We start from the raw sequence: 16280 nt of genomic DNA, 5'->3' as shown, positions 1-16280 counted from the left end.
CGCTTCATGTTTCACTTTCAATCTGACTATATTTTTCTATTAATCTATTTATTTCTTGAACTCCTTGTCGATTTGTAACTAAATGAAGTTTATTCTGAATAAGGTCTAGTATAAATATCTGTTCTTGATATTTGTTTTGTAAGAGACTTAATTCTCTTGGATTTAATCTATGGTTTGTATTTTCATATAACATTTTTAATAATCGATTTTTAATTTCCAACTGCTTATTAACACTTTGATGCAACTCTTTACTTGTAATTTCGTTTAAAAATAATATCTTTTTCATAATATTTTCCCTTCCTTACATTAGCTAAAATCCTTTTACAGTAGAGATCTTCCTTTAGTATATTATTCTAAACATGCCCTCTTCCTTCTTAAAGAAGCTCTACAACGCTTTCTCCGTTCAAAATATAGTGGCGAAATCGTTTATTTTGTAGGTTTCTTGATTTTCCCCATAAAGGTTGTATTGGTGTGAATGGTTATCTGTCCTGGGGAAATACTTGTATATTTAAAAATCGAAGCTCCCTTTATTCCTCTCCCAAGTTACACCGACCATCAAAGAAATAACCCAGCAGAGCTATCTCCGCTGGGTTACTTTAAGTTCCCTCACCATTTGGAAGCAGCAGAACCGTCCCCACGCTTGCTACTATTTCCACACCTTTACGCCTGTGTAAGGGCTGTATACTTTTTTTCCGTTGACTGTTCGGTAGGCTCGGATTTTGTAGTAGTATGTTTTGCCCTTGGTTAGATTGGTGTTGTCAAACTTGATCGTGCTGCCGCTTGTAATTGTCTTAACTCTACTGTATGTTCCTGTTTTCGAAGTGGCACGATGGATTTCATAGCCGCTTGCTCCGGATACTCTGGACCAAGCAATGGTTGCGGTTGTTCCATTTTTCTTCGTGACTAGTGGATTGGTTGGTACGGAAAGCACCGATTTTCCACTCGTAACCGTCGAAAATGCACCGTATACGTTCTTTCCGTTGACAACTCGATAAGCGCGTACTTTGTAGTAATAGGTCCTGCCAGTTTCAACGCCCCTATTTGTGTAGGTTTTAGTGCTGCCACTTGTAACGGTACCTACTTTACTATACGTGCCTGTTTGCGAAGTAGCACGGTAAATCTGGTAGCCATTTGCTCCGCTCACTTGATCCCAGCTTATTTTTATTTTATCAAAAGCAGCTGAGGCTACTTTAGGAGGATTTACCTTCGCCAACGTCACTTTGCTATTAACTACAGTTGAATACGGGCTATAGATCTTTTTGCCATCAACAGTTCTGTATGACCTTACTTTGTAATAGTAGGTGCTGCCAGTGGCCAATTCTCTATTTGTATATGTTAAGGTATATGGGCTCGTAATCGTTTTCACCTTAGTATAGGTCCCTGTTTGTGAGGTAGCACGATAAATGATATAGCCCTCGGCACTATCGACTTGCCTCCAGCTAAGCTTAATTTTATTGAAGCTAGTAGGGGCAGCCTTAAGAGATTTAACTGTCGGTAAAACCGACTTTGCACTAAAAACCTCCGAAAATGGGCTATAGATCCGTTGATGATCAACTTCTTTATAGCTTCTAACCTTAAAATAATATGTTTTTCCTGGTTCTAAAAACCACCAGTCAATGTTAGAAGTCGCTGCGTCTAGTCCATAAATAGAGTTATATGGCCCACTTTTCGCAGTTGCCAAATGAATTTCGTAGCCATCTACACCACTAACCTTAGTAAATTGAATATTTATTTTATGATAGTCAACCGACGTTACCTTTACGTTCGAAGGTGCATTTGGGTTCTTCATAAATTTCGCATACACGACCATATCGGAACGAATTCCACCCGAAAAAGTAAATTTATTTTTTAATTCCTTGTCTTGGTACCAACCGATAAACGTATATCCAGTCTTTTCTGGAATGGTCGAACTCCAAACTTCTGAATCATAGTAATATGTCTCAGCAAATAAAACCTTATCATGGTCCATGTATGTGACCGTATAGATCAGTGCCTCATATCGTGCTGTGATCGTTCGATTAGACGTAACATTTGTAAAATTGCCATTCCAACCGATAAATGTGTATCCATCTCTTACTGGAATTGGCGGTGTAGCTGACGAGCCATCCAATACCGTTTCAACCTTGAGAACCGTTCCATCATAGTCTTTAAAGGTCACTTGATAAGTAGCTTGTACAAAAACAGTATATCCAGTCGAATGACCGTTATAGTTAATCGTAATCGACTGATAGCCAGGTTTATTAGGATTAAATCCACTAATCATATCAGGAGTGATAGTTACCTCATACTCATTGCCATAATTCGTATAGGCATGAAGCACTGCTCCTGTTAGATCAAGGAGGTCTCCTTGAACATAATTAGTTTTTTCTGGATGTGAAACAAGAAGGATACTAGTCTCCTTTTCCGCTCCTTGATACTGAGCCATTTGAAGTTCTGGTAGTTTATATTCATTAGTTTCATTGATTATCCATACAGTGTTAAAATCAAAGCCTACAAAAGAGGCGCGTTCCAAGAAGTCATGAAAAGTTAGACTTGTACCTTTGTCTCCTCCTTTTCCAATTCCTCCCGTATGTTTTTCAAGATAATAGGTGTTGGAAATTGTCCCATCATGTTCACCCGCTACTCCACCTTCATAAAACAAAAAAGTACCGGGTAAGCGAAAGATTTGCCCAAAGTTATAGCTATTTTCTATCGTTCCATTTCTACCAATAGCTACTAAACCGCCAGCCTGGTAATTGGTACTTATATCCGCATTATTATACGTTTCTTGAATGGTAGTACTGGAAGCCCAGCCAGCAATTCCTCCCCCATACCTTGTTTGGATTGGCCCAGCATTATAAGCTTGATTAATGATCGTTGTATACGCAGATCCGACAATTCCACCTCCATAAGAACCCGAGATAATCCCACCAGTATTATAAACCTTTACAAAAGAAGTGTTACCTTGGCTGTTACCAGCAATGCCTCCGGAGTAGGAGGAACTACCGGTATTTCTCACTTGGCCACTGTTGCTGCTTTCTGTAATCATCGAAGAGCTTACCCCACCAGCAATACCACCACTGCTTGCACCTTGAGCAGAACTTGTCACGTCTCCTTCATTTCGGCTATGACTAATTGATGATGACCAAATATCTCCAACAATTCCACCACCATAAGAGATTGGAATGACTGTACCTTTATTTACTCCGTTTGTGATAATAGAGTTCGATCTAGCATACCCAATTATTCCCCCTGCATTTTTCGACTGGATCATCCCTTCGTTAGAAGAATGTTGGACCGCTAGCCTGTAAGCTTCTCCAACTAATCCACCTGCAGAATTTTGCGCCTTGATCGTCGCTGCGTTAAAGCTTCCTGACACTAATGATTGTTGGTTGAATGCCGTATTCACATAGCCAGCCAAGCCGCCTGCATACCCTTGAAATAGAGACTGAGACTCCACTTCCCCAGATACTGAAGAGTTGATAATCGTGGCATTATAGGCATACCCCACTAGCCCGCCAGCATAAGAATAAGAGTTTGCATTTTCAAATGACGTATTATTAGCCTTCACGTTCGCATTTACCAACTCAACATTTTTAACTATTCCATTTCTCATATAACCAAAAAGACCAGCATAAATCGTCTTATCAGATTGCATCGATACCCTTAGTCCGCTAATTTGATAGCCATTTCCGTCAAGTTCCCCTGTAAAAGGGGCACTCTCCGTTCCAATCGGCTCCCACCCTTGCCCGTCTCTAAAATATATTCCACCTTCTGACGTTGCCTTTGTTAAATCAAGGTGGTTCATGATAATGTACTTACCGTTTAGCCTTTCACGAACCTTCTCTAAATCCTCGATCGTATAAATTCCCGTATATCCTTCAGGAACTTCGGACTTAAATTTCCCTTCTGCGTTAGAATATGTACCTACTAAAACTAAAAAAAGAAAAGTTAATACAAGACTTTTAAAGACAATACTTTTCATGTACATCCTCCGTTTCATTGATACCTAATGTAGATATTACTTTGCTCCAATGAAACCGAGTACTAAGGTTAGCCTTATCTCCTGTTCTATTAGGTTGCAGAAGTATTCTATTAATCTTAATTATAGTTATTTTTTGTCAATTGGGAAGGGAAAATTAGCGCAGCGTGGGGACGGTTCTGGTGCTTCCCCATTTGGTAAGCTAGATGAAGCGCCAGAACCCTGCCCACGCTTTAGCAGAATTCATATATAATAGAAATTAAGAAAAGTAGACCGCATGAAACCACACATGAACAAGGAGAATTTACATATGCCAATACCCAATTCAGTTGAAGAACTAGATATTATTAAAGGGGAATGTAAGAAAATAGTTAATAGCCGTGCTGCCGCTTCAGGGGCATCTGCATTGACACCCATTCCAGGACTTGATATAGCTGCTGACCTTGCTATTTTCACAGAGATGATACCTAAGATAAATCGCGAGTTTGGATTATCTAGAGAGCATATTAGACAACTCGACAACCATACTCAAAAAATTGTCTATCGGTCTGTACAGAAATACGGTACCCACATCCTAAAACAAACCGTGGGCAAACAATTAAAAGAGGCTGCTTTAAAGGAACTAGGAAAACGATTTATTAAGAAGGAAGCTGGAAAGCAAGCGGTAAAGACTTTGGGTAAGTATATCCCTTTTGTAGGACAAGCAATTTCAGCTAGTATTGGCTATGCGTTAACCCAAAAAGCTGGTAATGATCACATTGAGAGTTGCTATAACCTTGTCCAAAAGATTATGGAAGAACGAAGAAGATATGAATTACTCTTGGCAGAGCGAAGAGAAAGAAGGCTCATAAAACTGAAGAAAATTTTATTCTGGACAGCAGGAGTCACTAGTATTATGTCAGTCCTAATCTTTGTGATGCCAAAATTTGATGTCGCATCACCTGCTTTTATGAATCAAAAGGTCATAGAAAATTCGGATAAAACCTCGATCTCGAGTATAGTAAGTGAACCTCCTACTGAAGAAAATGATAAGAAAAAGGAACCTGCTAATATGTTACCACCCTCTATTATCTTATCCTTACCCAATCCTAAAATTGGTCTTTATCATTCTGAGGAGTTACAAATAGAATTAAAGAATATTCCTGAAGGGACTGCTCCTGAGCTGGTGTTTTCCTCAAGCAATCCTGAAATTGTCAGCGTCAATAAAAATGGAGTTATAACAGGAAAATCGATTGGAAAAGCAACTATTTCTGCCAATGCTTTCGGACAGATAGCAAAAATAAATGTCGAAGTTACCAACATGATTTGGTCAGCAAATATAGAGGATCTGTTGGAAACTGCTCATATTAGCTGGTCCGATGACGGGGAATGGCTCACCATGGACTCCTACCTACTAGACCGTTCTGCCGGTACTATCAAAAAAGAGTTTGTTGGACCACTATTATTTTTACGAGAAGGCTTAGGAGAGTTAGAAGGCGATTACTTGAAAATGTACAATAGTGATTTCAAAGCTACTGATGAAAAAAGGCTTATTCCCCATGATGACTATTACGCAGGGTATGGCCTACTCAGGGATAAATATGATATGAGGGTAACAAACAGTGGTGAGAGGCTTATCTATACAAAGTATGATTACCAAAAGTGTTCCGTAAATCTCACAACAATCCAATCTACATGTTATGACGTTTACCATGTAAGACTTGGTGCAGTAGATATTACACCAGATGACAAAAATGTCGTGTTTGCGAGTGGGGATATTTATGTCATGGATATAGACACTGGAGAAACAATTAATGTCCTAGAAAGCGATTCGTATTATGGTGTAGCTTTAGTAAACCCTAGTGTTAGTAGCAGTCAATTGGCTGCCCTAAATTCTATTGACTACAATAATAATATCGTTGATATCTGGAATATGGATGACGGCTCAATCTCTAATCGATTAGAAGCGCCTGATGCCATTACGGATATGACGTATAACCCTAGTGGTCGTTTGCTTGCGATAAGTTGCAAAAATGGCAGTATTTATATTTACGAAACAACTAATTTTGAATTAGTTGAAACGTTAATTACCGCATACAATGATAGACAACAAAGAGCAAACCAATTTAGCAACGAAGTCTTGAACATCTCCTTTGCCCCTAATGGGCGGGAACTCTTGGCAATCTATTCCGTCTTACTCAATGAGGAGCCAAATGTTATTTTATGGAATGTAAGTGGTAATATCGAGTGATGAACTAAACTCAATCGAGGGGAAGCACGTAAAATCCCTTACCCTTTAGGTGATCAGAGTATTTAATAAACCCTATTCTACGGTGGTAACCTCAAAGGTTCCGCTTATTTAGACAGCAATTAATGAAGTTGGAAATGCGGCTTCCTCTTATCAATAATACGGGTTCTTGGTGATGATTACGTTGTTTTTACTCTATAAAATTGGAAGAGAAGCTTGATCTTCTTAACTAACTGTAACTCAGTTAGCAGTGATCTTATAACAGGGTTTTACATTCGGTGAAGAGTCAAAGAAACATTGAAATATAGGCATAACAAAGAAACCAGAGAGTCCCCTACCTGGTTTCTTTTGTAATCATAGAATAGCTGTGGTGATTATCCAAGAGGAAGCAACAGAACCGTCCCCACGCTTCTTCTTACTTCAAGATTTGACTTTTAATATATTCTTCTGTGGTACTAAATAAATTTGTAAACACTCCGTTTGCATATTCAAAAACATTATCATTTTCGTCTACTACAATTAAGATACCTTCAATCCCTAAATTTTGGATAACAACATACTTATCCAATTCTCCATTTGCTAAGGTACGTTCTTCTTTTGTAGATACGACGACATTCAAATAACCACTCACACCTAAACCAAAAATCTCATCTGTTCCTGCGGAGATTACACCGTATTGTTTAATGATTTCTTTATAAGACTTAGGAAAAGCAACCTGTAAATCTTTTTCCGCTTGTGCAATTACTTCCTCGTCTACCGGGCCTACTGTCGTAATGTCAGCGTTATTTAAGATATTTAATACATCCATCATCCATTACCTCTCTCTTCTAAGACTTGTGCAGCACGCTCTTTCCAATGGTCTTCTCGTTCTTTTTTAAATTCTTGACGGTCTATATCAGATTCAACCGTTTTATCATGTAATATGCCGTCATTGCCTTGCCCTCTATGCTCTTCAACAGTTAATTCCGCTAGTGGAGAGTCTGATTTTTGACCAATATGATGTAGCTCTATGGGTTTTCCTTCAACTAGTGGCGGCAAGCCTTTTTGCATTCTTTCTAAATTTGTCCGCCCTAGACTGTCCACTGCATCATAGTCAATATCCGTACGTTGAAGGACTTCCCGTCCATTTACTTCCCCTTTTTCTAGATTCGCCTCATCATAAATAGCTTTTTCTTCTTCTGATGCCTCATCTAATGCTTCGTCTAACGTTTTAAATTCTTTGGTACCCTCTTTTATCTCCCACTCTTTTCCTTCTTGTAATTCTCCAATAGAGGAATCATCCAACGGTACTTCCTTATAAATCTTATGCCACTTATCCTTATCAGCTATTTCAACTGATAATATTTCTACTGTTTTTACTAGCTCAATCATTTGATTCCTCCTCCCCGTACCGCTTCTATCCAAGAATCATAGATTTCACGTTTGTTCAAGTTTCCGTCCGTATGTAACAAACATTGAATCGTTGCCATTTTATATTCGTGGGATAATCCAGGAATTTGTTTTTCGATGAACTCATATAAATATCGATTTAAGTCCTTAATATTATGACTTTCCCTCACAAATTTTGAGACATTTGTTTTCCCATCCAATAGCTCATACACTACTTTTGATAATTCGCCAAACATATCTTTTTCAAATAATTTACTTTGATAAGATTCATCATGAACTGCTTTTTGAATGGTATGCTTCATCTTTGATGATAGCGTCATTCCCTCAGCGATATGAGATAGCTTTTCTTGCTCTTCAACAACAGCATCACGCACACGCTTTTGTAATAAGAATTTAATGACACTCTTCTTCTTCTCATGGGTACTTATTGTTTGTTCAAGATTAACTTCTTCGTATATTCTTGAACCTTGGTTAAAATAATTGATTTTACATAACACTGGTGCAACCCAATCATTTTGGAACACAACAGATACACCTTGTGGCAATTTAATAATTTCATCTAATTGCTCGTCCTTCATACCAGCTGATTTTCCGATTAAACGGCGATCCGTTTCATCAGGTAAACGCATAATTATTTTCGTATTCGTATTGCGGACTGCTGACATGTCTAACATACTCGGTGATTGATCGGCAATAATAAAGCCTTCGCCAAATGTTCGCATTTCAGCTATTGCATTAGAAAGCATTTCTACAGATTTACCTAATACATTTGAGCTTTCACCTTGTTGTTCTGTGCTTGTTTTTTTTAAAATATTATGCGCTTCTTCTAATACGGTTACGTGCTTCAATGGTTCATTCATCCCATTCGCATTCGCCATTCGGTACTCACTTAAACGCATGACGAGAATTCCCATAATTAACGATTTCGTTTCTGAAGAACCTACTCTGCTTAAATCAACAATGACATTTTGATCAAATAGAAGCTGATTATCTAATTCTTTTGAACAAAAAATTTGACCGTTTATGCCATTTGTTAATGATTTTACACGTGTCACCAGGGATCCTGTGTAATTTCCTTTTGTCTCCGCATCATACGCAGATTTTTGTATGACCTCTTCTAAACTATTTAAAATGTCTTTGAATGTAGGAATGCAATCTTCATGTTCGTTTACTGAGTTTTCTAAATCCCAGCCACATTGTTCATACGCATGGATAATTGCTTCTTTTAAAATAGCCGGCATTGCAGCATACATTGGCCAACACACATTAAAAATTTCAACCAATCGATCAATATGTTCTAGGACGTGAATATCTTCAGGGAATGAAAATGGATTGATTTTTAACAAGGTAGATTTTTTAGGATTCGTTCCTAAAACCGTTACATCTAACCCATGTCCAAAAACATGTTTATACTCACCTTTTGCAGGCTCAATCACTAAAAAGTTTATACCTTGATTTTTTAATTGTAGGAGAATCTCATAGACAGTATTTGATTTACCAGAACCTGTTGAACCCGTAATAAGTGTATGCATCGAAAGACTTTGTAAATCAATTTTCACGCGCGAATTTGTAGGTTGCCCCATATTGTAGATAGAACCTAAATTAATATTGCGTCCTTCTGTTTCACGATAAGTGACAACTTCTTGGGCAAATTCCGCATGTTCAATCACAGGGAATCCATTTATCGATTTACGAGGTAAACTCATATGAATCGCTAATTCTTTCCCACTTACTAGAGATGTTGGCATGATTGGCCATTCAATTCCATTATTACTGTATGTGAACACGGGATGTATGAAGTTTTTAACATAATTCTGGATTTCTTGAGTTTCATGCCTATTTCCAGACCAACTAGATATATGAGATATTTCTACTCCTGTATTCTCTCCTTGCATGAGAGATTTGTAAGTAGCTGCAGCAATATCGGCGGCATACGGTGTATCAGACATAAAATACGCAGCACACTCCCACATACCTAAACTCTCAAATTCTTGAAGTCGTTCTAATTGTTGATCAATTTTACTCAAGTAACTTTGAATCGTTTTATTATGTTGTGTAAGTTGTATAGATTCTGTATTTCCACTTGTTGTCCCGAAAGCATCTGATTGACTTTCACTCGTTGTGTGCGAAACTGCTTCTGACTTGCCAGTAGTTGTAGCCATACTAGTATTATTTGTAGTCGATGTCCCAGTAGTTGTACTCACTGTCTCATGTGTGAAGGAAGCGATTGCCGTACCAGCAAGGCCACCGATTGCTCCTCCAATTGCTCCTCCAATCATCGTGCCTACTCCAGGTACCACACTTCCTACAAGAGCACCAGCAAACGTTAACGCACCAGCAGCTGTTTTACCAGCACTACTTTTACCTGTATTCTTTGAATGATTAGTTGATGTATTAGCAGTTTCTGAAGATCCAACTGTATCTGTAGACGACTCATTTTCAGTATGAGTCGTACCTTCTGTACTCCCTTCAGTATACGTTTTGGTTTTATTAGTAGATTCATTTACTCCATAAGAAACTTGGGTTGTTGCTAATGGAGAAAGCATTGAATAAATATTTTCGTATTGCTTTCTTACCTCTATTAATTGGTTCGTATTCGTCGGATTCGCCAAAATAACCCCAGTGAAAACTTCCCCTTGCATGGTTAGAGCAAGCTTTTCTAAACCTTGAATGAAAGATTGATTGTTCTGCAATCCACTATCCTTGTAATTTGCTACTCCAGTAACTATGGATACAGCATTCGAACCGATTCCATTTAGGACTTCTTCTATCTCATCTTTTAGCACATTTTCCGTTTTAATTCCCGGAAAGTGACCATTCATCGCATTTTTCAGAGTATCATAGGATGTTTTTGTACTCTTATTTTCATTTAAGGAACGAATTCCCATATAGAAGTCCACTTTTGTTCCATCACTATCTACTAAGATAAAAACTGAACTTTCTGTTACTGCCCCTGCATTTAAAACACTTGATAATTTATACGTGGCATCCTCGTCTTTTGCATAAACAATCTCATTAATCTTAAACATTCGTACCGATTTCGCTAGATTTTTTTCTACTAGATGTTGGTCTAACGGTACAATATTCATCTGTTCTAATTTCGAAATATAATTTTTAAGAACAACATCATCTACTACTTCAAAAGCAGTACTTACCTGCTCTTGAAAGGTTTTGAATTTAGGCATGACGAGATCTGTTTTCAAAGTTTCCTCTAATTGGAGTTGAGACATATCGAATACATTCCTTCACTATTTTTTTACTAAATAATAGGTAATCCCACCAATGACACAAGTTGCGATAACTGTAGCACCTGCAAATTTAACAATGGTTGCATTTCTTAATACCCCGAATAAAATCGACGCAGCTGCAACTCCTATAGTCGTAATTAAAGTAATCATTGTTCTACTGTCATTTTTTCGAGACGTTTGAGAATTACTGCTCATTCTTTGATAATTAGTATCACGATATACCGACTGTCTAGTTGATGACGATGGTACTGATTGTACTCCTGGTACTGCAAAGTTTTCTTCAACTGCTAATTTATCTGCGTATACAAAGCGCTGAACTTCTTTAACATGAGCAATACGTTCAGATGAGAAATTGTCGATCAAATCTACTTTTATATCACTAGCATAATCTTCATTCCAACTTGTTTTCCCTTCGAATTTAGTACCATCATGAGGTTCTATTAAACCTGGAATTGATGCCGCATAATCTAACATTTCTTGAAACTGTCGAAATGTAACATCCATTGTTAAACTATTTTTCATCATCAGTCTGACACGAGTAATATCTCGAGCCATTACAGCTTCCTTAAACTTATTTGAAAGCATAAGCTACCTCCTCAATCTCAATGATATTGTTTACTTTTCTTTCAATCTTTTCAAGCCATTCTAGTTTTTGTTTCGATACTTCAATTAATAGTTGAACCGTATCCGCATCCTCTGTGAATTGTGTTAGTTCATTTAATTTATCACGTAATAATTGGTCTACTGTTTCGAATTTGCGATTATAATCAAACTTCAATTTTTTCAGTTCTTCTTTCGCATGTAGTTCGATTGATTTCGCAAGGGTACGTTCATGTTCCTGAATTAACACGACATATTCATCTGCAATTACTTGCGCTTTAATTTTCTCGCGATTTTCGTATACATCTTCAGTCACATATTTTGGTTTCCAGAATTTAAGGAATCCAAAAAAACCCTGTCTCTCACTATTGCGAATTTGCTTTTCTCCAACCTTCACACGCTCGGTATATTTAGCTGCTTCCATGATACGACTTTTCTCTTGTGAGAAGTCGATCTCAGAAGAAATTAATTGGAAAGGTTCAAGGAAAATTTCCTCTGTTTCTAAACCATCAATTAAACTTACAATCTTATTTTTATACTCTTCTAATAAATGCATCGCTGTTTTAACTAATTTGGTATCAATTAGTTTTTCTAACTCCGTTGCTAGTTTCGCTTGGGATTGATTTGCATGATTAGACAAGTTATTGATAAAGGTTTCCGCCTCATGACGCGTAAATTCTTGGTCGATTGTACCTGTTAAAAACTTATCCATTTCCTTTTGCTGTTGACGTAATACCTTTTTCGTTTCATCCTTCACTTCAGGCATAATATCCAACACATCGATTTTCCCTTTAAATTTCTTCGCCTCTTCACCAGAATTCAACTTTTCTTCAATCATGGCAATTTGATGACGAATTTGTTCGTGCTTTTCGGTATTCTTTGCAATTGCATTTTTTGTTTCTTCAAATGCTCTCGAACTTTCTAGTTTTTTATGGAACGTATCAACAACATTTTTAATTTTTGCTGTACGCGCATATTTTTCAACGTACAATTTAATTGTTTCCTCAATCGCTGGGATCCCTGAGTGAATTAAAGCCGTTTCTAAATTCATTATATCGTTATCACCAACTTGGTCTAAACGGTCGAAAATTTTCTTTTTCGTACTGTACGTCAATGTCGCATAGTTCTCTAAATGTAACTGTTGATTACGATTTAGTTTGCGGGCAGTCATTAAGATCTCATCTTCTAAATCCTCATCAATCGTATCCGAGTTTTTCATTAGTTCTCGGATATCCAATGCAGGAAGTGCCGCTGCGGGGAATAAATTTGGATTATGAATATCACGATCTCCCAGATATTTACGAACTTTCTCTAAAGACTGTTGTACGTCATCATCGCCTTTTCGGAAATTATCAATTTTATTTACAACAAATAAATAACGATCTTTTGATTGTTTCCCTCCCACTTTCATACTGTTTGCTACAGCATCAAGTAGTTTAGAATCATCATTAACACCTAATTGTGTCGCATTTAGAATGTATAATACCAATGCTTTAGAAGACTCATCTAAGTTCTTAAAAGTTGTTTTCAAATGATTTTCGTTACGAGAATTGTTTGGTCCTGGTGTATCAATTAATACTAGGGACATTTCCTCATTAGATGTAAATGGTATATCTCCTTCTATATGGATTGTAGATACTTTTTCATCTGCATTTAAACTTGCCATATCTTCTAGTTTTACATCATTGACACTTGTAATTTTATTACCATGTTCATCATAAGCAACTGCATAGAATTCTTGATCATCTGTATCTTTAATTCTAGCAATTGTTGCTGTACATGCTTCTTGACTCGAAGGCATAATCTTACGTTGCAGTAATGCATTAATTAATGTTGATTTTCCAGCACTCATCGTTGCAACAACTGTTATTTCAAATTCACTATTTAATGCTTTCTTAAAAGCATCTTGTAGGTCTTTTGTTTTTAATTCATCAATTGGACCATGGATAATTTCATCAAAAACTTCTTCAATCGCTAGTTCCATATGTGCGACTTCTTTTGCTGGAATATGGGTTAAATTAATCATAATTCCTTTTGCCTTTGCTTCTTCAACAGACTCTTGTAAATCTTCAAAGTCCATTAACGTTCCTTGAAATGTTAAATAAAAACTATCCTCATTACACTCTTCTTGTAACAACATCGGTAGGTCTTCTACCCACTCTTGTAAGCGTTTGTCTCCAACATTCAATTCACTATTATCTGCTACTCGTTCGCCATCAATACGAACGATCGTCTCAAGTTTGTACGGATTATATTTAATAAAAATCTCTGCCATAATTATGCGCCCTCTCCTACTAGTTCGGCTTCTAAATTTGCTATACCACATTGCCTTAATACATTTTCTTTTTCTATAAGTCGAAGTTGTGGGAGGTTTCCAAACCGAGATAAATCCCACTCCTTACGATTAAACTTTCTTTTATACAGGCTTAATTCATCCTCTTCATCTTCATCGATGGCTTGTCCTAATAATTCAATCTTAAATAAATAAGCCGCATAGGCTGAAAGAGGAAAAACTTTAGGATCCTTAAACTTTAAATCTTTGAGTTGTTCAACCACTTTATGAACACTTGTTTCAATCGAGTCTTGCTCTTTTCGAAATTGATCAACTTTATTAATGATAAAAATCATTTTGGAATGATCTACGTGATCTCTCACGAATTCTAAATGTTCTAAATCATCATTGCTTCCTAAATGATTCCCGTTCATCACATAAAGTAGGAAATCAAAATCATTTGTTTGAATCATTTCATGCGTAATTCGTTTATGTTCGGGGTCAACAGAAGAGTTGATTCCCGGTGTATCAATTAATTCCCAAAGGGAGTTATCTCTTAAATGATACATGTTACTCAGAATTTTAAGGTTGGGATTATTTTCATTATGTAGAATGGTAGCTATATCCTTCTTCAATGCAAGCCGCTTATCCAAAAAATCACAGATGACATCCTTTGCCTTTGCATCCTCTATGATTTCATATGTTCTTGCCGTACATGATTCGTTTTTAGTTGCCATTATTTTCCTACCTATAAGTGCATTAATTAATGTTGATTTTCCAGCACTCATCGTAGCTGTAACGATTATTCTCTTTTCTTTTGTTGCCCACTCATTGACGACGTTACAGCAAATCCGCTTAGTCCCAAAAGTTGGTTTAATTCATTTGTTAATTTTTCAGGTCGCTTAGGATAAATTACAAATTTCTTAACCAAGATCGGCAATTCATTCTCATATTCTTTATATCGATGGATATAAAACTTATTTCTCTTCAACTGTATATATTTCTGATTAATAAACTTCATTTCATCAATTGGCTCATTGAAAATACTAGATGCATATTCTTTAATTAACTTCCTAGATATCCTGAAATCTGTTGAGTATTTTTTAGCAAAATAGTATAAAATGGAAAGCCAATTTTCTTTATAACTTTTACTTTCTTCTATCAGTGGAATCACCTACCAATCTATTATCTCCTTCTAAGATGTTTACTATCCCTTATGACCATTCCGACTACTATCCCTGGACCGTGGTATTGATAGACTTATAATCTTTTAGTCATACGACTTTACTAAGTTTCCCACTAAGCCTTTTTGTCTATTACTATTTTACTAAACAATTTACAAGAAACATGTCACTATTTGTCGATGCTTTGTTTCTTTGTTAGAAATTGTAGCAAAGCGCGGGGACGGTTCTGGTGCTTCCATATTTAGAAAGTTAGAAACCTGATGAAGCAAAAGAACCGGCCACGTGCTTCAAGAAAAAACACTAGAAAAAGCGAGATACTTTTCCTGCAAATATGGAGCAAGAGCATTAAACTCCTAACAAAATCAAGCAAATTCTATAATCCGATTTGTATACTGTTTACACACTGATATCTACTAAAATAATAGGCACTAATTTTATAAGCGCCTTCCCACATGTTCTTTTTCAATTATGTCTAGTTTTAATCAAGCGTTTGATTAAATTTGGCCATTACTAGTCACAACCACAAAGCAAGCCTGTAGAGAGACTTTCACTCACGGCTTCTTTGGTACTCTAAAATAAAATAATACATAACATACAAAGTTTAATTGCCATATTCACTGCTTCAAAAGTCACCATGTTTGCATCTCCCTTCAGGAAATGGTCAACCACCAATTTAGCTATGGGGCGTCTATTTGGGAAGCACGAGAACCGTCTGGGACCAGTGGAAAAGTAGTCACTTTCTAAAAAAACTCTCTTTAGGGGGGACATAAATGTCTACCCCTATAACAAACGTTGCTTAGAAGCGATTTTAGGAGCTCATTTTTCTTTCAACATTTTTCATTTGAAAATAGTTGGACTTTTTCAGCCGTCCCGGACGGTTCTGGCGCTTCTAATATAGAAAACTAGTTACCAGATGAAGTAGCAAATACTTAATGTAGAAATTATACAGAATAAAAGTGACCAGGCTCTGGAGCGCCCAGTCAATGCAACACATGCCGCATGAAGAGCGGCTGACCACTTGAAATTTAAAGGTTAAAGAGAAATAACCGCCTATTCCATTGGACGTAAAAAAAGTATCCTATAGAGGACCTTTATAAAAGGTTTTCTATAAAATACTTTTTATAGGGAGTGGTATTTCTCTTTCTATTGGTGACCAGTGTGATTGTTGCTACAATCGCTGTTATTGTTATTACAAATAACACACAAAGTTGAATTGCCATATGCACTGCTTCAAAAGTCACCATCACTACCACCTCTCTTCGGAGATGGTCAACCGCCCATCCGCTTTATGTTTTGCTCTTCCCTTAACTATCATTCTACTACATTATTTAACCTACAATCTTCGACAAATCTCGAGTTGTCACAGTGACGGTTTCCCCTCCTCACCATTTGGAAGCAG

At 36.9% G+C, this 16280-nt stretch carries 10 protein-coding genes; 1 reads left to right on the top strand and 9 read right to left on the bottom strand.

What is annotated here, in order from left to right:
- Positions 1-4: 4 nt before the first annotated feature.
- Together H1D32_RS07605 and H1D32_RS07600 are read right to left on the bottom strand one after the other, a co-directional pair.
- Positions 5-286 carry a hypothetical protein gene (locus H1D32_RS07605; RefSeq protein ID WP_261177674.1) on the bottom strand — a complete coding sequence of 94 codons (282 nt, stop codon included), beginning with the start codon at positions 284-286 and terminating at the stop codon, positions 5-7.
- 360 nt (positions 287-646) lie between these two features.
- Entirely contained in the window at positions 647-3964 is a 3318-nt protein-coding gene (locus H1D32_RS07600) for an InlB B-repeat-containing protein (RefSeq protein ID WP_261177673.1), read from the bottom strand.
- 307 nt (positions 3965-4271) lie between these two features.
- On the opposite strand from H1D32_RS07600, the gene H1D32_RS07595 reads away from it, so the two are divergent.
- Positions 4272-6191, top strand: coding sequence for a WD40 domain-containing protein (locus H1D32_RS07595; protein ID WP_261177672.1), 1920 nt, complete (start codon positions 4272-4274; stop codon positions 6189-6191).
- A gap of 412 nt (positions 6192-6603) precedes the next feature.
- Here the strand turns inward: H1D32_RS07595 and H1D32_RS07590 are convergent, their stop codons facing one another.
- Genes H1D32_RS07590 through H1D32_RS07560 form a run of 7 tightly spaced genes read right to left on the bottom strand, consistent with a single transcriptional unit; the run spans position 6604 to position 14871 of the window.
- Complete coding sequence (locus H1D32_RS07590) at positions 6604-6999, bottom strand: SMI1/KNR4 family protein (RefSeq protein WP_261177671.1); 396 nt, start codon at positions 6997-6999, stop codon at positions 6604-6606.
- On the bottom strand, positions 6996-7559 hold the full coding sequence (locus tag H1D32_RS07585; protein WP_261177670.1) for an HNH/ENDO VII family nuclease: 564 nt from the start codon (positions 7557-7559) through the stop codon (positions 6996-6998). Before H1D32_RS07585 ends, H1D32_RS07590 begins: the two co-directional genes overlap by 4 nt.
- Positions 7556-10807, bottom strand: coding sequence for an ATP-binding protein (locus H1D32_RS07580; protein ID WP_261177668.1), 3252 nt, complete (start codon positions 10805-10807; stop codon positions 7556-7558). Before H1D32_RS07580 ends, H1D32_RS07585 begins: the two co-directional genes overlap by 4 nt.
- Positions 10808-10825: 18 nt before the next feature.
- Positions 10826-11410 (bottom strand): hypothetical protein, encoded by a 585-nt coding sequence (locus H1D32_RS07575; RefSeq protein WP_261177667.1) that lies wholly within the window; start codon positions 11408-11410, stop codon positions 10826-10828.
- Complete coding sequence (locus H1D32_RS07570) at positions 11397-13700, bottom strand: dynamin family protein (protein ID WP_261177666.1); 2304 nt, start codon at positions 13698-13700, stop codon at positions 11397-11399. Before H1D32_RS07570 ends, H1D32_RS07575 begins: the two co-directional genes overlap by 14 nt.
- A gap of 2 nt (positions 13701-13702) precedes the next feature.
- Entirely contained in the window at positions 13703-14485 is a 783-nt protein-coding gene (locus H1D32_RS07565) for a dynamin family protein (protein ID WP_261177665.1), read from the bottom strand.
- Positions 14486-14499: 14 nt separating this feature from the next.
- A complete protein-coding gene (locus tag H1D32_RS07560) occupies positions 14500-14871 on the bottom strand; it encodes a hypothetical protein (RefSeq protein ID WP_261177664.1) in 372 nt (123 codons plus the stop codon).
- Positions 14872-16280: the final 1409 nt, after the last annotated feature.

Origin of the sequence: Anaerobacillus sp. CMMVII (assembly GCF_025377685.1) — a bacterium.
Classification (GTDB): Bacteria; Bacillota; Bacilli; order Bacillales; family Anaerobacillaceae; genus Anaerobacillus.
The sequence above is the reverse complement of the archived record's forward strand: the minus strand, read 5'-3'. Positions and strand labels throughout refer to the sequence as shown.